The sequence below is a fragment of the Vibrio halioticoli NBRC 102217 genome, assembly GCF_000496695.1.
Taxonomy (GTDB): Bacteria; Pseudomonadota; Gammaproteobacteria; order Enterobacterales; family Vibrionaceae; genus Vibrio; species Vibrio halioticoli.
Genome location: NZ_BAUJ01000010.1, coordinates 26363 through 45482, shown reverse-complemented (window position 1 = coordinate 45482; position 19120 = coordinate 26363). Strand labels below are relative to the sequence as shown.

At 44.0% G+C, this 19120-nt stretch carries 15 protein-coding genes; 8 read left to right on the top strand and 7 right to left on the bottom strand.

What is annotated here, in order from left to right:
* Positions 1-1095 (bottom strand): efflux RND transporter periplasmic adaptor subunit, encoded by a 1095-nt coding sequence (locus tag VHA01S_RS04635; protein ID WP_023403193.1) that lies wholly within the window; start codon positions 1093-1095, stop codon positions 1-3.
* 116 nt (positions 1096-1211) lie between these two features.
* On the opposite strand from VHA01S_RS04635, the gene VHA01S_RS04630 reads away from it, so the two are divergent.
* Together VHA01S_RS04630 and VHA01S_RS04625 are read left to right on the top strand one after the other, a co-directional pair.
* Positions 1212-1811, top strand: a complete 600-nt coding sequence (locus tag VHA01S_RS04630; protein WP_023403192.1) for a TetR/AcrR family transcriptional regulator — start codon at positions 1212-1214, stop codon at positions 1809-1811.
* Positions 1812-1949: 138 nt separating this feature from the next.
* Positions 1950-3575: a peptide ABC transporter substrate-binding protein gene (locus tag VHA01S_RS04625; protein ID WP_023403191.1), complete on the top strand. Its 1626-nt coding sequence runs from the start codon at positions 1950-1952 to the stop codon at positions 3573-3575.
* A 239-nt stretch (positions 3576-3814) separates the two neighbouring features.
* Here VHA01S_RS04625 and VHA01S_RS04620 read toward each other — a convergent pair whose 3' ends face one another.
* Entirely contained in the window at positions 3815-4603 is a 789-nt protein-coding gene (locus VHA01S_RS04620; protein ID WP_023403190.1) for a lipase family protein, read from the bottom strand.
* Positions 4604-4774: 171 nt separating this feature from the next.
* Between VHA01S_RS04620 and VHA01S_RS04615 the strand changes: the two genes are divergently transcribed.
* Positions 4775-7237 carry an MMPL family transporter gene (locus tag VHA01S_RS04615; RefSeq protein ID WP_023403189.1) on the top strand — a complete coding sequence of 821 codons (2463 nt, stop codon included), beginning with the start codon at positions 4775-4777 and terminating at the stop codon, positions 7235-7237.
* A gap of 238 nt (positions 7238-7475) precedes the next feature.
* Here the strand turns inward: VHA01S_RS04615 and VHA01S_RS04610 are convergent, their stop codons facing one another.
* The gene (locus VHA01S_RS04610; RefSeq protein ID WP_023403188.1) at positions 7476-9824 is read right to left on the bottom strand and encodes a YgiQ family radical SAM protein; all 2349 of its coding nucleotides are present in this window, start codon (positions 9822-9824) and stop codon (positions 7476-7478) included.
* 125 nt (positions 9825-9949) lie between these two features.
* Between VHA01S_RS04610 and VHA01S_RS04605 the strand changes: the two genes are divergently transcribed.
* The 3 genes from VHA01S_RS04605 to VHA01S_RS04595 all read left to right on the top strand — a co-directional run bounded on the left by VHA01S_RS04605 (position 9950) and on the right by VHA01S_RS04595 (position 12165).
* Positions 9950-11131, top strand: a complete 1182-nt coding sequence (locus VHA01S_RS04605; RefSeq protein WP_023403187.1) for a BamA/TamA family outer membrane protein — start codon at positions 9950-9952, stop codon at positions 11129-11131.
* 55 nt (positions 11132-11186) lie between these two features.
* A complete protein-coding gene (locus VHA01S_RS04600; RefSeq protein ID WP_023403186.1) occupies positions 11187-11882 on the top strand; it encodes an HI_1241 family integral membrane domain in 696 nt (231 codons plus the stop codon).
* Positions 11883-11964: 82 nt separating this feature from the next.
* Positions 11965-12165 (top strand): DUF4250 domain-containing protein, encoded by a 201-nt coding sequence (locus VHA01S_RS04595; protein WP_023403185.1) that lies wholly within the window; start codon positions 11965-11967, stop codon positions 12163-12165.
* Between the two features lie 82 nt (positions 12166-12247).
* On the opposite strand, the gene VHA01S_RS04590 is transcribed toward VHA01S_RS04595, so the two are convergent.
* The 3 genes from VHA01S_RS04590 to VHA01S_RS04580 all read right to left on the bottom strand — a co-directional run bounded on the left by VHA01S_RS04590 (position 12248) and on the right by VHA01S_RS04580 (position 15394).
* Complete coding sequence (locus VHA01S_RS04590) at positions 12248-12787, bottom strand: hypothetical protein (protein ID WP_039970161.1); 540 nt, start codon at positions 12785-12787, stop codon at positions 12248-12250.
* A 193-nt stretch (positions 12788-12980) separates the two neighbouring features.
* Positions 12981-13478: a response regulator gene (locus VHA01S_RS04585; protein ID WP_023403183.1), complete on the bottom strand. Its 498-nt coding sequence runs from the start codon at positions 13476-13478 to the stop codon at positions 12981-12983.
* A gap of 23 nt (positions 13479-13501) precedes the next feature.
* Positions 13502-15394, bottom strand: a complete 1893-nt coding sequence (locus VHA01S_RS04580) for an ATP-binding protein (RefSeq protein ID WP_039970159.1) — start codon at positions 15392-15394, stop codon at positions 13502-13504.
* Positions 15395-15557: 163 nt separating this feature from the next.
* Between VHA01S_RS04580 and VHA01S_RS04575 the strand changes: the two genes are divergently transcribed.
* A complete protein-coding gene (locus tag VHA01S_RS04575; RefSeq protein ID WP_023403181.1) occupies positions 15558-16823 on the top strand; it encodes a DUF945 family protein in 1266 nt (421 codons plus the stop codon).
* Between the two features lie 182 nt (positions 16824-17005).
* Positions 17006-18091, top strand: coding sequence for a 3-phosphoserine/phosphohydroxythreonine transaminase (gene serC, locus VHA01S_RS04570; RefSeq protein WP_023403180.1), 1086 nt, complete (start codon positions 17006-17008; stop codon positions 18089-18091).
* Positions 18092-18157: 66 nt separating this feature from the next.
* On the opposite strand, the gene VHA01S_RS04565 is transcribed toward serC, so the two are convergent.
* On the bottom strand, positions 18158-19066 hold the full coding sequence (locus VHA01S_RS04565) for a LysR family transcriptional regulator (RefSeq protein ID WP_023403179.1): 909 nt from the start codon (positions 19064-19066) through the stop codon (positions 18158-18160).
* Positions 19067-19120 lie beyond the last annotated feature (54 nt).

The window sequence follows — 19120 nt, the reverse complement described above, 5'->3', positions numbered from 1 at the left end:
TTATTCCCCGCTCGAAATAGGCGTCACTTTTTGTCCGGGAACAATGCGGTGTAGGCCATTTTTAATAATGCGTTCGTTTTCGGAAATAGCCCCTTGCACATAGGCGTTTTGGCTATCGGCAAACAACACTTGTACGCTACGGCGCTCGACTAGCTCGTCATCCGTGATGACAAACACATTCCATACCCCACGAATACCGTCGGTTAAAGCCGTATTTGGGATCCAATACCCACTTTCCGACATGCTTTCTTGGTAGTTAAGATACGCCAGTTGTCCATCGATAACTTGTGCACTGTCGGGCAATAGGTAACGAAGACCAACACTTCTTGAGTTTAAGTCCACCTGTGCGCCGGGGTTAAGAAGTTTCACGGCATAGGTGTTATCGGCGATGCGGATTTGCGGTTGCTTGAGTTGACTAATATTAGCCAGTTGCGCTGTGGGTATGCCAACAAAAGCTTCTTTATTGTCTTGCGCTAGCAAGGTTAAGGTAGGTGCACCGGCATTAACAACATCACCAAGGGACACATGACGCTGGCTGACAATACCAGCATAGGGCGCTTTAATGGTCGATTTATTTTGCTTGAGTGAGTTGGCTTGAATACTGGCATTAAGGCGTACGGTATTGGCTTGTAACACCGCTTTTTCACTGGTGAGTGCATCCATTTCTGCTTCGGCGCTAAATCCTTTTGATTTAAGCGATCTTTGGCGCTTTAAGTTAGCGTCAACCAGTTGTAACTGCGCTTTAATTTCGTTGCGCTGGGCATGTAATTGCTTCGCTTCGGTTTCCAATAGTTGAGTATCTAAACGGATTAGCGGGGCATCTTTTGCCACTTTGTCTCCGACATCGACCAAAATAGCCGATACTTTTCCGGGAAACTCAAACCCAAGACGAGACTGCTGTGATGCCTTGATGGTGCCCACATATTCTCGTTGCACTTGATAGTGATCGCTTTGGTGAAGGGAATAGGTTTGCACGCTTAGATGTTGCGTTGATTCGGCTGGTTCAGTGGATTGGGTTGATGAGTCAAAACAGCCGCTGAGTGAGGCTGTCATGCTCAGTAGTAGCGCAGTTTTTAAGTGTGATGTGGGTAGCATTGACATCCCTGATATGCATTAAGGTTATTATTGTGCAATTAAACAACAATCAAACTAGACTGTCCAGTTTGATTGTTATAAAGTTTAACGAAAGTGAAGGTTTGTGAGGAAAAACAGTGAATAGACACGAACATAAGAAACAACAGATCTTATTGGCAGCAGGGCAATTGTTTGCCGAACACGGCTATCGGGTCAGCATGGACGCGATATCAAAGGCGGCTAATGTGTCTAAACAAACCGTTTACGCTCACTTTGGTACCAAAGATGCGCTGTTTGAAACTTGCATTCAGTCAAAGTGTATTACCCATCGTATTAACGACAGTGAGTTTGATTATCAGCTTCCATTGCAACAGATGCTGGTGGAATTTGGGATGCGCTTTCAAAATATGTTGTTGGAAGATGGCGTTAAACAGACGTATCGCAATGCGATCAGTCAATTAGACACGCACCCCGATCTTGCATCGATGTATCTAGAATCAGGGCCGAAAACGACCATCACAACGCTAAGTCATTACCTTACGAAAAAGTTAGCACAACAATCTTTGACGTTAATGACTCCTGTGGAAGACGCGGCAATGCAGCTGTTGTTGTTGTTCCATGGTCGGGCGGTGTACTTTGCCAACCTTGGTGAAAATTGCCAAGAAAGTGATGAACAACGTAAGGTGTATATTCAAAGTTGTGTTGAGCTGTTTATAAAGGGAAATGGCTTAGATTAGAGTTATCAGCATTTTTGCGCTGTTTTTTCTTACTTAAATCGCAATTTATTCTTTGCTAATATACAGTTTCATCTCGTTTTTTTAATTCGTTATGCGACAATTAACGCCACGTAAAATTATCGTCGATAAGGACATTTCATGACATTGCCATCACTAAGCATGATTGCAACTTCAGTGCTATTAGCTACTCAAATTTTGCCTCAAGCACAAGCCAATCCATTGCCGCAAGCCGGTGAGTTGGCCGCTAAGCAAGAATTGGTGCGAGCCAACGATGCTGAGGTAGCCACGTTAAACCCACTAAATGCTGAAGGCATGCCAGAAATACATGTGGTGCGTGACTTATTTGAAGGTTTGGTGATTCAAGATGGCGACGGTAATGTGATTCCTGGCACCGCAGAGCGTTGGGACAATCAGAATAATAAGGTGTTTACCTTTTATCTGCGTAAAGACGCAAAATGGTCTAACGGCGAACCCGTTACCGCGCAGGATTTTGTGTACAGCCTACGTCGAGCGGTCAATCCCAAAACGGCTTCTCCGAATGCATGGTATTTAAAACTTACTGAAATACAAAATGCTGAAGATATTATTGAGGGTAAAAAGCCGGTAACGGATCTTGGTGTGCAAGCTATTGATGAACATACCTTGCGTTTTACATTGTCTAAGCCAGTTCCTTATTTTTTGGCCATGACAGGGCATACGGTAATGATGCCGATAAACCGAAAAAGTGTTGAAGCACACCCTGATACTTGGGCAAGGCCGGGTAACCTTGTGTCTAATGGCGCGTTTAGTCTAGATGCTTGGGTAGTGAATGAAAGCATCACTCTTAAGAAAAACCCGCTGTATTGGGACAGTAAAGATACGCACTTAAATAAAGTCACTTATATCCCATTTGAAAATCAAATGGCGGCCTATAACCGCTATCGTAGTGGTGAAGTTGATATTACCTCAGATGTGCCAGCGCAAATGGCGCAAAAACTGAAAACAGATTTGCCCGATGCGTATCAAATATCGCCAATGCTATGTACTTATTACTATGCGTTTAATACTCAGCGTGAGGAGCTAAAAGACCCGAGAGTGCGCAAGGCGCTTTCGTATACCATTATGCGTGATGTGGTGACGCACGGCATTACTGACAGTGGGCATCTACCTGCTTATACCTTTGCCCATCAAGATGTGGCAGGATTTCATGCTACGCAGCCAGAATACGCTAAGCTCACACAAAAACAGCGTGATCAAAAAGCCAAAGCATTGCTAGAAGAGGCGGGTTATAACGCACAGCATCCATTGTCGTTAAATTTGCTGTATAACACTTCAGAGAGTCATAAGGCGATTGCTGTGGGTATTGCTTCAATGTGGAGTAAAACTTTGGGCGTCGATGTGACTTTAGAAAACCAAGAATGGAAGTCGTATCTTGAATCCAGAAAAGAAGGACAGTTTGATGTTTTGCGTGCATCTTGGTGCGGCGATTATAACGAAGCGTCTACTTTCTTGAGCTTATTTACTTCAAATAATGACCGTAACTTTGCCTTTTATTCCAACGCAAATTACGATGCGGTGATGGATAAAGCGCAAGCGGAAACGGATCAAGCACAACGGAATAAATTGTACGATCAAGCTGAATCTATCTTGTCGGCAGACATGCCAATTGCGCCAATCTATTACTTTATGCAAGCCCGTTTAGTGCGACCAAACGTGGTTGGCGTACCAAAACACAATGCTGAAGGTCGTATTTACTCAAAAGATTTGTATATCAAGAAGATGTAAATAGTGATTAATGATGCAGTGTGTCGCGCTGCATCATTTCCCTGATAGTCTGAATCTTTAGGATCTTGAACTGAGCATCTTGAACTGAGCATCTTGAACTGAGCATCTTAAACCTGACCCTTTCAATCTACCCCCTTAAATCTAGCGCCTTAAATTTAGCAACGCACAATGTGAAATGTGCAACGCCGTGAGAGAGTAAAAAATGGCAAGCGTGCAAATTTCAAGACCTGACCCCGCAATTAATGTTCATCGAAGAAGTCTTTGTTGCGGATGTATTTGCTCATTAGGTGGTAGGAGAAGGGGCGGATTATCCAGCTGATGAGGGAGCGGGCTAGGCGCATGATGGTGGGGGTGTTTTCATAGATGCGGCCGTTGTACAGCCAGAGCATTTTTCCGACATGCCAATAGGCGAAAGGGATGAGAGGCATGAAGGTGACAACGTCGAGGTCGCAACAGACTCGGTAGGTTTTATGCGGCAGTTTGTAGCGTTTTTTAAAGCGCCAACATCCCGTAGCAGGTTGACCAAAGGTGACGATACGTTTGATGGCTTTTGGGTAATGATGCTCGATATAATCACCAATCACACATCCAATAGCACCACCAGAAGAGTGGCCTGTGATCACAAGACGCATGCCTTTGTCTAACAAAGGTCCCACAATATCGAGCACTCTCTCAAATACTGACAATCCTAAGCGATCATCTCTATGTGACGGCGGACTTTCTTGAGATAATAGATAGTGAAAGCCGGCATGAATAGAATAATTCAAACCAAAGCGATGGCAACTTCGATGCCAAAAGGCAAGATTGAGTAGCCAGTCTTTCACGCTATGAGAGCCTTTGATGACCAAAACGACCTCTTGACGTTTTTTGTTCCATAGCACCCGAGCCATAATTTTTTGTTCGGCATTACGTATGATCCTTTGACCATTAGGATCAAAACCAAATGCGGTTTGCTTAAAGATGCGAGGATAGGCCAGTCGGCACAATACCGCATAGCGTTCATATTGATAACGTTTAAGACTTTTCAAGGACTGACTATCTTTAACTTAAAATGATATTGTGTCGCCCGAAAGTGACGTTTTTGTGACTTTTTGAGATTTAATATCGTATTAATTTTTTACCAAGGTATATTGCTGTCTTGGTTTTTTTGGCTATTTTTTTGGTTATTTTTTGACCCTTGTTCGTTAGAGGCAACAACAGTGCAACGTTTTACTACCCTCATAATTCGCTTTCCAAAATTGCTGTTATTGCTGCTCGTTTCCGTCACTATGGCGGCCGCTTTTTATGGCGTTAAACATTTTTCAATCAATGCCGATCTGAGTGAGCTAGTGGTCCAAAAGGGACCGTGGCGTGACAATCTGGATGAGGTAGAAGCCAAGTTTCCTGATACAGGTAATATTGTGGTTGTAGTGTCATCTAAAGATGATCGACAAGCCAAAATGGCCACCCAGCGGTTATTCCATGCATTTAAAAGCGACAAGCAATTTACGGATGTGCTTGCGCTTTCAACGCTACCTTGGTTTGAGCACTATGCCGTTGGCTTTTTGAATAAAACTGAGTTTGCGGCCTTTCAAGACAAGGTTTCTTTGTTGATGCCAGATGCCACGGCATTGATGAAAACCCAGCATCTTTCTGGCTATTTGGGAGCGCTAGATAGCGCTCTTAGCGAGCCGAAGTCAGAACAAGAATTATCAACACTGCTGCAACCTATAATTCAGGCTTCCAATGATAAAGACGTAGATTGGCGTGGATTGCTGTTTGCCAATATTGCGCCAAAAAATGGCTATGTGATTACGTTAAATGCTTTATTTGATGCGCAGCAGGCTGACTCAAATAAATTGACCATGAGCGCGGTACGTAATGTTATCTCGAGTGTGGGAATGCCGGCTGATGTTATGGTGCGCGTCACAGGACAAACAGCGTTAGACTTTGATGAAGTGCAAGATGCCAATAGCAGCGTCAAATTAGCGGGCGTGGTCTCTTTGATTGCGTTGATTCTGATTTTAGCGGTGGGTATTCGCTCGCTGAGAATCATTGCAGCTAGTTATCTGGCAGTGCTAGTAGGCTTAATTTGGACGTTTAGTGCAGGCTTGTTGTTGGTCGGGGCGTTTAATACGATTTCGATCGTATTTATGGTGATTTTTATCGGCTTAGGCGTCGATTTTGCGGTTCATTTGAGTTTGCATATCTATGAACAGCGTCTTAAAGGCCATGATAATGATCAGAGCTTATTGTTTTCTATACAGCACAGCATTTATCCATTGGGTTTATGTGCGTTATCGTCGGCAATTGGTTTTTTAAGTTTCTATCCAACGGCTTATGCTGGGCTAGGTGAACTTGGTATTATTTCAGCCGCTGGTATGATCTTAGGGTTATTGGCTACGTTTTTAGTGATTCCTTTGTTCTTTCAATTTTTTGGTTACCCTGAAGTGAAACGCAGTCATACCAAACGCTCCAAGGCGTTTATGAATTTAGGACAGTGGATCATCACCTATCATAGACGCATTATTAAGCTGACTTTTGTTGGTGCTTGCATTACGGTTTTTGGCGCAATGCAGTTTAAATTCGACTTTTCGACGCTTGTGTTAAAGAACAAAAACTCTGAGTCGGTCGAAACCTTACAATGGCTGCAAGACCATAAATTAAGCTCAAATTATCAACTTTTTGCTGTAGCAAAAGATAAACAGCAAGCTCGCCAGTGGCAACAGCAGTTGGCTAACAAGCCAGAAGTGGCGACGACGGTAAGCGCACTGTCGTATTTACCCAATGACTTTTCAAACCGAGTTGCGCAATTGCAAAAAATCGCCGACTTGCCGAGTATTGGTCATGCTCAAGCAATGAGTTGGAATGCGTTTTTCGATAAACATGCCGATTTACTTGTGAAGAACGGCATCAATATCACAAGAGGTGACATTACAAACGCCAGTATCCTTGCTCTAAAGCGCCACTTAACTGCTGAATTGCAACCTTTGTCGACGTTATTGACCCAAGGCGGACAAGTTACTGAACCAAGGGTTGCCATGTTACCTGATGATATTCGCTCTAAGTATGTGTCTGATGATGGTGAATGGTTAGTGTCGGTACTCCCGTCAGGAAATATGCGTGATGTAACGGCGGTAAATGCATTTGTCAGTGCGGTGCAGCAAATTGCGCCACTGGCGACCGGTCGCGCAGTAGCTGAGCAAAACGTGGGTGATATTGTAGTCAAAGCGTTTTATATCGCGATAGGGATTTCTATTGTCAGTATTACGTTTATTCTATTTTTAACGGTGGAACATAAACGAGACATCATCTTTATTTTTATTCCGCTATTGCTGACCACAAGCACCACACTGGCGATTGCGCATTGGTTTGGTCAGTCATTAAACATGGCAAATATTATTGTGATACCGCTTATTTTTGGTTTAGGTGTTGATAACGGTATTCATATAGTGAAGCGCTTTAGACACGAGCAAACGATCACTCGATTTTTTGCCGCGTCTACTCCTAAAGCAACCCTCATTAGTTGCCTGACCACCATTGCTACCTTTGGTGCATTAACCTTATCTGATCATCAAGGGATGCATTCGATAGGGGTGCTATTGAGTATCGCTTTGAGCGCGATACTGTGCTTTAGCTTGCTCATTTTGCCAGCCTTCTTGCATAGATTTGAACCGAACTAGTGTTTATATCAATCGTACTAAATAACGGGTCATGCTAGCTTGTTAAAATGCTCGATAACGGTGTTAGAATTTTTGATTGTAGAATAACGATTTATCAAAAAATCGTGCCTTGTTCTCTAGAATTTTTCCTGCGCTAGTTCTGATCACTGACTTAGTGTGATTGGTATTATCCAGACAACAAAAAGGCCGTTATATAGGAATATATAACGGCCTTTTTATTCTTTATTGCAGAGACAAATTAGCGGCGACGTGTCGGCTTTTTACCGGCCTTAGGTTTGCCCGCATGTGGCCGAGTTTGCTGACCCCCTTTGTTTTGTCCTGAACTTCGTTGACCATCGCGCCCTTGAGTCTTGTTCTCTTGAGCGTTCTGTCCCTGTGGATGACGACCTTTGCCCGTTCCTGTTGAAGAGCTATTGCCATTGCGAGACTTTTGTTGTCCCGGTTTTGGCTTGCCATTGGAGTTTGGCTTACGGATATCCGGTTGGCTGTCAGTATGTTTAGTGGCAAAGCGGTGTGCGCCATGGCGTCCCGATTTACGACGCTGTGCAGGCGTTTGTTTATCCAGATCTTCTTCTGGCACCAAGCAGGTAGGCTTGTCGCCAATGAGGTGTTTTTTGCCTAAGTTGATCAAGGCTTCACGAATCAATGGCCAGTTAGCAGGATCGTGATAGCGAAGCAGTGCTTTGTGTAAGCGACGCTGACGCTCGCCTTTGGCTACGGGTACATCTTCACGCTTTTTGTATTTAACACGCTTAAGAGGGTTAGTCTCTGAGTAATACATAGCAGTGGCGTTACACATAGGCGATGGATAGAAGTTTTGCACCTGATCACACTCGTAGCTATTGGCTTTTAACCACAATGCTAAGTTAACCATATCTTCATCTTCAGTGCCGGGGTGGGCAGAAATGAAGTAGGGGATCAGATACTGTTTCTTACCCGCTTCTTTACTGTATTTTTCGAACATCTCTTTGAAACGGTCATAGGCGCCCATGCCCGGTTTCATCATTTTGTCCAAAGGGCCTTTTTCGGTATGCTCTGGGGCAATTTTTAGATAACCACCTACATGGTGAGTGACCAATTCTTTGACGTATTCTGGAGACTCAATAGCCAAGTCGTAACGCACGCCGGAGGCAATCATGATTTTCTTCACGCCATCAACGTTTCGAGCTGCACGGTATAGATCAATGGTGTGTTTATGATCGGTATTGAGTTTATTACAAATGCCGGGGAATACACACGATGGGCGACGACAGGAGGCTTCTGCTTTAGGAATGCTACAGCCTAAGCGATACATGTTTGCAGTTGGGCCACCAAGATCGGAAATTGTGCCAGTAAATCCGGGTACTTTGTCGCGAATGTCTTCTAATTCGCTGATTATGGATTCTTGAGAGCGGTTTTGAATGATGCGCCCTTCATGCTCAGTAATAGAACAGAATGAACAGCCGCCAAAACAGCCACGCATAATATTGACTGAGGTTTTGATCATGTCATAAGCCGGAATTTTGGCTTTACCGTACATAGGGTGCGGGACACGAGCAAAATACAAACCGAACACATAATCCATCTCTTCAGTCGAAAGAGGAAACGGCGGACGGTTTACCCACAATTCACGATTGCCGTGACGCTGAATAAGCGCACGTCCTGAATGAGGGTTAGTTTCTAAGTGCATGATGCGACTGGCATGTGCGTATAAAATACGATCATTGTGCAGTTTTTCAAATGCAGGCAGACGCACCGCTGTGGTTTCGGCGTCGTGACGAGTGGGGCGTACTATTACAGGTTCTGGTTTGCTCTCGCTCGGCTCATCCGTTTTGTCGCTACAGTTGCTTTCCACCTCGTACGGGTTAGTGGGCACAAAGGCTTTACCCGGCTTTTCAATTCGAGAGGAATCAATGATGCTGTAGCCTGCCGGAGGTTCAACAAGGTTAACCGCTGTACCACGAATATTGGTCAGTTCGCTAATGTCTTCACCATCGGCAAGGCGATGCGCTACTTCAATTAAAGCGCGCTCAGCGTTACCAAACAGTAATAAATCCGCTTTGGCATCTAACAATACCGAACGACGCACTTTATCAGACCAGTAATCGTAGTGGGCAATACGACGCAGACTTGCTTCTATACCACCTAACACAATAGGGACGTGCTTGTATGCTTCACGACAGCGCTGAGAATAAACTAAAGTTGCGCGATCTGGACGTTTCCCCCCTTCATTGTTGGGAGTGTACGCATCGTCGTGACGCAGTTTTCGGTCTGAGGTGTAGCGGTTGATCATTGAGTCCATGTTGCCGGCGGTGATGCCAAAAAACAGGTTGGGTTCACCCAATGTCATGAAATCGTCTTTGTTGCTCCAACGGGGCTGGGCAATGATGCCGACACGAAAGCCTTGCGCTTCTAAAAGGCGGCCAATAATCGCCATCCCAAAGCTAGGGTGATCCACATAGGCGTCACCGGTAATGATGATAATGTCGCAACTATCCCAACCTAATGCGTCCATTTCTTGACGGCTGGTGGGTAAAAAGGGTGCAATTCCGTAGCACTCGGCCCAGTATTTTTTATGTTCGTAGATAGGGGGTATAGAGTTGTGCATTGTTAGCCTCTGTCAGCAAGCGCTGCATTATATCTATTCGTGTAAATGTTAGCTAGCAGAAGCCCAAATTATATATATACTGAATTAATACTCCTTTAATTTCATATATATAAGATTTATTGAATATGCCGAGAACTTTGTGTCGAAGTACGTTAGGGCTTGCGTTAGCCAGTTTGTGTACCCCGTATTCTCATGCAACCAATTTTACTGATCCTTTAGATGGTCAGTTTGATATGGGAGAGTATCTTGCCGAAAATGCTTATGGTTTCTTACCCATTCCTGTGATCATTACCGAACCTGCTGTTGGCTATGGTTTTGGTGTTGTGGGGATGTTTTTACACGAAACTGAAGCGCAAAAAGAGCAGCGACGCAAAGTGGCGTTACAATCTGTCGATGGCGGAGCGCAACTCATTCCACCTGCCGTGACCGTAGCTGGGGGGGCGATGACGGAAAACGGCACTTGGTTTGCTTTACTTGGGCATCGCCGAGTGTGGAAAGAAGATTCTATCCGTTATTTGGGTGGGATAGGATTTGGTTCCGCTATTATGCAGTTTTACCCATTTTCGTCTGCTGCGTTAAAAGACAAAGGGGTAGAGCTAGAAACAGAAGGTTTCGGCGGGATACAGAAGTTACAATTTCGCCTGCCAGAGACCTCACTGTTCGTCGGTGTACAGCAGTTTTATGCCGACAGTGAAGTGACGTTAAATAGCGGTCTTGGTAATGGTAATTCTTACAGTTTAGGCAAAACTAAGAGCTCAGGGCTAGGATTCAATCTTGAATATGATGCCAAAAACAGTCTGTTTTATCCGACCCGTGGTTGGGATTTTAATGCCGAGTATTTGTGGTTTCGAGAAGGGTTTGGCAGTGACAATAATTATGAGACGTTTTTAGCTTCTAGCCGTGTGTATCTGCCTATTGCGACTAACTGGACGTTAGCCTTCGCCGCTGAGTATAACGCATTAACCACCAACGAATCCCGCTTGCCACCTTTAGCCTACCCTGATGTTGATTTGCGTGGTATTGCGGCGAATCGATATCAAGGAAACCATACTAGCTCTTATCAAAGTCAATTGATGTGGCAGTTTACCCCTCGTTGGAGCGTGTCTTTATTTGGCGGTGCAGGTGGTAATAGCGGCATTGGCGATGCCAATGAAGGCGCGAGCAGTATGTTTGATGATATGCACTGGGCATATGGCACGGGTTTTCGTTATCTCATTGCTCGTAGATATGGCATACATGGCGGAATAGACATCGCATTTAGTGAAGAGGATAGCGCTTTTTACTTTAATGTTGGAACAGGATTGTAATCGAGATGATGACAGTTAAACTACTTCATCTACAACACTCTTGAACAACGGTTTTATGCACATTTACGCTCAATTATCGACTCACATTCTACTGCCCATGACCATAGGTGCGTTGGCGGTATTGATTATCGCGCTACTCAAAGGTGAAATTTGCCCAGGGCAAAGAGGGCGATTGCATCGCCAAATCCCTATTATTGCCTGTTTGTTTTTTATCAGTGCTGGTGCTATGCCTGTCTTTGTTATTCCGGCCGCTCTGCTGGTGTATTTTTCTGTACAAACCAAAACCGGTAAAACTCGAGACAGCGGCCCGATATTTTTGTTGTGGTTAGCCCTGCTGTCATCGTTAATGCTATGGCTGGCCTCCATTGTCAGCAATCAAAGCTTATTCTTAGCCGGCTCTCTATGCTTGGCCATTTCAGAACTTATCTTCTTAGGCGCCGTTTTGGCGCATCTATTGATGATTAGAGCGAAAACACGTTTACAAGCCTTCCATACTTTGTTGCCGGTTGCGGGAGTCGTATCGTTAATGCTGGTGGTGCTATCGGTATTGATTCAGGCGTATTGGGCATGGCCTACTGATACAAAATGGGTACTCAACGCGATTATCAGTGCTTTTCCAGCCTTAATTTTGGCGGTGTTTGTTTGGTGTTGGCATCTGTTTCGTTCATCAACCGCTCATATACTGCAAGTGGGCGTGGCATGGCTGTGCTGCATGTTAGGAAGTTACTTACTGTTACCGTTATTTTATTAAAATTTTGCCTGCGATCACTGTCAAAACAGCGCTGAACAACTAATCTTATGGTAAGGATTTTGGGCAGCGCAGAGGTGGAACGATGGATTTAAGTAACATTAAACGTTGGGATGGCAACATTTTGTTGGGTATCGTCAATGAGAAACTTCGTCTTGAGTGTGACAGTATCGAAGAGCTAGCAAGTGTATATGAAATTGATGCCAGCGGTTTAGCCGATAAACTGGCTGGGGTGGGTTATCAATACGATCCTTTAACCAACCAGTTTAAATCTCATGAGTTTTAACCGTTCAGTTAAGGCTTAATACAGACAAAAAAATGGCTACCCAACAGGTAGCCATTTTTATATCGAATAATTTGTCTAATGATTAAAACACAAAGCGTGTAGTCAGCATTAACTGATCGCCGTAGAAGTCATTAATTTTGCCTTCTAAGCCTAGAGAGAACAGTTCGGTCGCGTGGAATCGACCATATACGCCACCCATCCAATCGTCGTTACTGTCGATAGTCACGTAGCCAACATGACCGCCCACTTCAAATTGTGGACCTAACCATTGACGCCAGCCTAGGTTAACTTCCATACCCACTTCGTTGTTGTACTTATGGTTATCCACAACGCGCAGTAGCATTTCACCAGTAATGTCGGCCCAGTTAGTCGCTGGAGCGTGGAAACCTAAACCTGCACGAAGGTTGTAGTCATCTTCGAATTCAGAATCTATGGTGGTCACGAAGTGTGCGTTCGGGTGAATTGACTTACTGAAACCAGCGCCAAAGGTCAACGGAGCCATACCGATACGGGCATCGACGTAGTCGTAGTTGAAGTTGCTCATTACTGCTGGGCTTTCAGCAAAGGCTGTGCCGGAAAAAGTAGCTGCTACAGCGAGTGCAGCACAGGCTAGTTTACGCATAATTCTTGATAACCTACTTGGTGTAATTGTGTGTCCTTGGCTTACGGGAGTGATCCCATCATCATACATGTGAAATGATGCGCCTTAAGTCGTTCAAATATATTAATAGAAGCTAGCTATTACCTCCACTAAAACAGAGGCTTATCTAGGCTAATTTTCTGTTAAAATTTGCAAATTAACGGGTTTCGCACACTTATTCGCCAAATTGAATGCGCTTTTCTGACATTGCTTGCAATATTTTTGCTGTATCCAAGTATTTTGCCCACGGCATGGGGTCGGATTGTGTGTCTAGCACATAACGAGTTAGGTGCGAGGTGACAATGTTGATCAACTCGTCTTTTTGCCAAGGCTTAGCGATATAAAAATCAAGGCAGTGATGATTAATCGCATTAACCGTATCATTGAGATCGGCTTGACCGGTGAGCAGGATCTTTTTACTGCTGAGTGTTTTTGGATTGTCGTGCAGTTCAATTAAAAAGTTCACACCTGTTTCTTTTGGCATAATGTGGTCACATAAAATCATGGCTAAAGGTGTATTTTCAGCCTGATATTGCGCAATAACGTCCCTTGCTTCCGCTACAGATTCTGCCGCTTCAATATCGCAAAATTCGCCGAAGTGTTGTAAATCACGCACAACGCTATCGAGAACATCTCTTTCATCATCGACGCATAAAATTAATAATTTGTTCATCCATTGCCTCCTTAATTGACCATTTATGGCGTAAACGGCAGACGCACAATCATCTGCGTGCCTTTACCGATTTCAGATTTTACGCTTATGCTTCCTTGATGCTGATGGATGATCTGGTTACATACCGATAATCCAATACCTAGCCCAAAGTCCCCTTGTTTTTTGGTGGTGAAATTGAGCTCAAATATGTGCTCCAATTGTAACGGATCAATGCCTTGTCCGTTATCTTCAACGATCACTTCTATGACATCGTCGATAAGTCTGCTGTGAATAATGAGCTTGCCATCGCTACCCATGGCATCTAATGCGTTGGACACCAAATTGGTCCACACTTGTTGCAGCGCATTGGGTTGGCATAAAGTCGGCCCGATATTATGGTAATTTCGCTCCACATCGATGCTTTTTAAGCGATTTTCAAAAATGACTAAGGTGTCTTCAATGCCTTCGTGGATATCTACTTTCTTAATCGACTCTTCATCAGAGCGCGCATAGCTTTTCAGACTTTTTACCATGTCGGCGATGCGGCTTGAACAAACGTTAATGGAACGAAGGGTAGTGCCTGCGGTGTAGTAATGCTCGAGCTCGGTCAAAATAGTGCTAAGTTGCGGATCATGACTGAGCTTTTCTATTTCAGATTCCAATCCCATCATTATCACCATCTTAGCTTGTTGTTTACTCTCCACAAGATGGGTAATGGCACTGGATTTTTGCCTAAGCACCGCAGTGGGCAGAGGATTTGATACCAAGGCTCTTTGGAGCACGCTTTTACTTAGGCGTTTACTACTTGGGTTGAAGTATTCAGTATCACGGGTGATTTCGTGAATTAAAGTATCAGAGCTGCGCAATATCGCCGAAATGGGGTTGTTGAGCTCATGTGCCACCCCAGCAACCAGTTGCCCCAGTACCACCATTTTTTCATTTTCGACCAATTGTGATTGTGCGGCCTTGAGTGATTCAAACGTATGCTCAAGCTGAAGCTTGGTATGGATGCTGCCTTGTAATCGGCGGTTAAAGTGGCGCAATAATAAGTTGGTAAACAGCGGCAATAAGCTACTGTTGGAATGCATGACTTTAGTAAAGGTGGTTTTGCTTAGCTTGATGACCTTAGTTGGGCTTAAAGTTAAAGCAGTAGAAAACGACTGCTCACCGCTGACAAACGACATGCCGCCAATGATGCCGCCTTTACCGTGTAGGGCAACTTCTCGACGCTTGCCATGTTCATCTTGTTTATATAATGCGACTTTCCCGTCCAGAATAAACCACAAATACTGATTGGGGGAACCTTCCTCGGTGAGTAAATGTGAGGATGAATAATAACGTATAGTGTTGTCTTTATTATGTTTAGTGAAAAAGCGGTCTAGCTCGGCACACACTTTTTCTGATAATTCATCATCGCTAATGGAGTGATAATCACGGATAAAATCACTGCGGTAGGCGTGAATGCGCTTTTCTATGTGTGCGCGCATGATTTTTTGACTGTCTAATACCGAACCATAAGGAAGCCAATCAATCTTGCTTTGAGAAATAATAAATTCTGTGAGCTCGTTTTTAATCACGCTATGGGTATTTTCGGCCTGCAAAGGGTAAGTAAAGCAGTGATCTAAACGCCCTTCGTTAATCGCTACCACAAGGCTTTGCAGTTGATTAGGATCGCAGGTGAGGATTTTACGACAGTTAGGGTAGTTGCGTCCAATCTCAGGTAACAGCTGTGAGCTATCGTGATGCAAGCTTTGTGATGCCATCACTAGGGCAATTTCAGCCTTATTTTGTTTGATATATTCAATATGCTGCTGTGCTTGCTGTACATCTTTTGCAAACAGCAGTGTAAACTTGCGCTCAAAAGGTTTGAAGGCAAGTTGTAGCATTGACAGCGAATAAGGACAGTCTTCAATACAAAGAACGCAATATTGGACCATAATCAACCCAGTTTTTTATTGCACTGTAACAGAGTTATTTTCGGCTGAATGAGAGCCAGTTAATGTTACGGTCAGTAAACAATAAAAAATACAGAAAAGGCTGATTTATCTCCATTAGTTCTGTATAAACATATTTAAACGTCAGAAATAGATATCATAAAAAATGAAACAATTAAAACTTATGGCCGCAGCTGGCGGTGCAATTGCTATTGTCGGAATTTGGCCACTTGCGGTTGGACAAATTGGACAGACCATTCTTACCGATGGTGTGAAGAATTTTTCTAATTCAGATGTGAAGGTTGAGCTTGAAGAGTATCACAGAGGTTACTTTACCTCAGAAGCAAAAACCTTAGTCACAGTGACCGACCCACAAGCTTTAGCGCAGTTACAAGCGTATGGCTGGCCAACACAATATGAATTTGTGCATGTCATTCATCACGGCTTGGTCAGTATTACTGGCGAAACGTCTTACGCGCAAAATCCAGCATTGGTGTTGAACACTAAAACTCAGCTGAACGGCAATACTGAGTTTTCTACTGAAGTTAAAGATCAGCAGTTTGAAGTCAACGGCGCTGCGCCAATGAAAGTGTTGTTAGAGTCTCTATCGTTAAATGGCTCAGTGTCTGTACTAGGACAAATTGATTATCAATTGAACATGCCTTCTGTGGAGCTAGATTACCAATCTGGCAGTATGGTGCGCCTTAGCGGATTAGCCAGCAAAGGCGATGGTAAAGTTGAGCAAGAATTATGGCTTGGCGAGCAAACGGTGTCTGTTGATAGCTTTGTGATTGATGATAACGAAGGTGTAAATCTTCTGGAAGTGAACGGCTTTAACTACCAATTCCAAACCAGTGAAGACGAAACGGCTGATACCTTGCAAGGTGAATATCAGCTTGCGGTAAAAGATTTTAAAAACCACGATGGTGAAGCGGCGAATTTGAACCTGAACTTTACCGCCGGAGGCTTTGATCGTTCTTCTTTCCTAGACATCACTCAAATGTACCAAAGCACGCCACAATGGACGCACGCTGATACTGAAAAAGTATTGCCTAAAGTGGATGCATTGCTGGCAAAAGGGTTCACTTTGTCACTGAGCAAGTTCAATGTGGATATTGATGAAGGGCATTTTGAAACGAACTGGAAACTTGATTTGCCGGCTGGAAGTGCAGATTCATCAAAAGACATGTTGCAATTACTTAATCTATTTAAAGGCAACTTGAATGCATTTGTGTCGAGCGATTTGGTGATGGCTTATCCGTTCATTCAGCAAAACTTAGATGAACTATTGATCATGGAAGTGGCGACACAAACCGATGATGGCTATAGCTTGTCACTGCAACTTGACGATGGAAACATTAAGTTTGCCAATGGCAAAGAGGTTCCAGTGGTGTCGTTATTAGCTCCGATGCTAATGCATCAAGTTCAATAAAACCAATAAGATAATAGTGCTAATCGTGGTAATTACTGCGCTTGGCATTAAATAATAAGCCATAGCGAGGCACTTTATTCTCGCTATGGCTTTTTTATATCAAGATGAGACTTAATTCTTGTTTTAAGCTGGGGTATAGTCAAAGGATACATTGATCGAATCACTTGGAGTATGTAAACAAAATGGATGCCATTTATAATTTTAGTGCCGGACCTGCAGGCCTACCAAAAGCTGTGATGGAATTAGCTCAGCAAGAGCTTGTAAACTGGAACGGTATGGGTCGCTCAGTGATGGAAATCAGTCACCGCAGTAAAGAGTTTATTGAAGTCGCCAATACCGCAGAGAGTAATTTACGCGAACTGCTTCAAGTACCGAGCAATTATAAGATATTGTTTTGTCAGGGTGGGGCGCGCGCGCAATTTTCGGCTATACCAATGAACTTACTCGGAACATCCACTAAAGCTTGTTATGTTGATGGCGGATATTGGGCACACAGTGCGATTGCAGAAGCGAACAAATATTGTGACGTTCAAGTGATTGATGCAAAAACCGAAATTGATGGCAAAGTTGCGATTACTCCTGCGGCATCTTGGTCGGTAGATGCGGATGCTGCATTTGTGCATTACTGTCCAAATGAAACCATTGATGGTATCGAAATCAATGATTTGCCAGTTACTGACAAACCGATTGTAGCGGATATGTCTTCGACCATCTTGTCTCGCAAAATCGACGTTAGCAAATTTGGCGTTATCTATGCTGGCGCGCAAAAGAACATCGGTCCTGCGGGCATTACTTTGGTTATCGTACGTGACGATCTATTGGATTTGGCCAGCGAGATTTTACCTAGCACCTTGAGCTACAAGTTGTTGGATGAAAAAGATTCTATGTACAACACCCCGCCAACTTACGCTTGGTACCTATCTGGTTTGGTGTTTAAGTGGTTAAAATCAATCGGTGGCGTGGCTGAGATTGAAAAACGCAACCGCAATAAAGCAAAAGCGCTGTATGCCGCCATTGATGAGTCAGATTTTTACAAAAATGACGTACATCCAGACAACCGCTCATTGATGAATGTGCCGTTCCAATTAGCCAAACCTGAGCTAGACGCTATCTTCTTAGAGCAAGCAGAAGCAAAAGGCCTAGTGGCATTAAAAGGACACCGCGCGGTAGGTGGCATGCGTGCGTCTATTTACAACGCTATGCCAGAAGAAGGTGTGGCGGCGTTAGTTGCCTTTATGCATGAGTTTGAGGCTAAGCACGCCGCTTAAGCCGTGCCCCAAGCTTGCGAAAAATTACTGTAAATAGGCCATGGAGCATTCACTCTGTGGCCTTTTTTATGCGTCACATATTTCAGCAAGTCTTTGTTGTAAAAAGCTTTTTAGCTCTTTCACTAAGCTGCTGTATTGACTGCGGTCGGTGAATATCATGTATAACGGGGCGTGCTCTCCGCGCCACTGCTGTGCTAGCGCCACTAATCGACCATGTTGCAAATCATCCAGTACATCTAAGCGCGATTTATACGCCACGCCATGCCCATTTACGGCCCACTGACGCACCATCTGTCCATCACTGGTTTTTCGATTGCCGGTCACATTCACAATGCACTGCTGCTGATTATCACTGTGAATAAAATGCCAACGATTGTGCAGTTTATAATTTAGAGTAAAGCATAAGCAGTTATGATCTTGCAGATCGTCAGGGTGAGTAATTGAGCTATGACTGGCAAGGTAATCCGGAGAGGCGCACAAAATGCGGTAGTTCTCTTTGTATAAGGTAATCGCCACCATATTCGAATCTTCTGGCTCACCAATGCGCAGTGCCACATCCACGTTTTGCTCATACAGGTCGGTGTAATCGTCCGATAAGTGTACATGCACGGTCACTTTGGGATGTAGGGCAATAAATTCATCAATTAACGGCATGATCACCGCCCGCCCAGTATCCGATGGCATGGATAGGGAGATATTGCCAGACAGTTCTTTATCGGTTTCAGTCAGCTCATCAATGCCTTGCTCAAAAATCAACATAGCTTGCTGACAACGTGGAAGAAATAACTCTCCTTGCGAAGATAGTCTAAGCTTGCGAGTAGAGCGGATAAATAAGGGGACGCCCAACTCAGCTTCTAGCCGTTGAATGGTGCGACTGATTGCCGCTGGAGTTTGGTCTAAGCTTCGCGCGGCAGCAGAAAGGCTACCCAGTTTGGCAGTTTCTAAAAATACTCGAATATCATGTAACGATTTCATTATTAACTTTTAGTAAAAAGTAATTTGAATGTAGCTTAGTTTTTCAATTCTAAC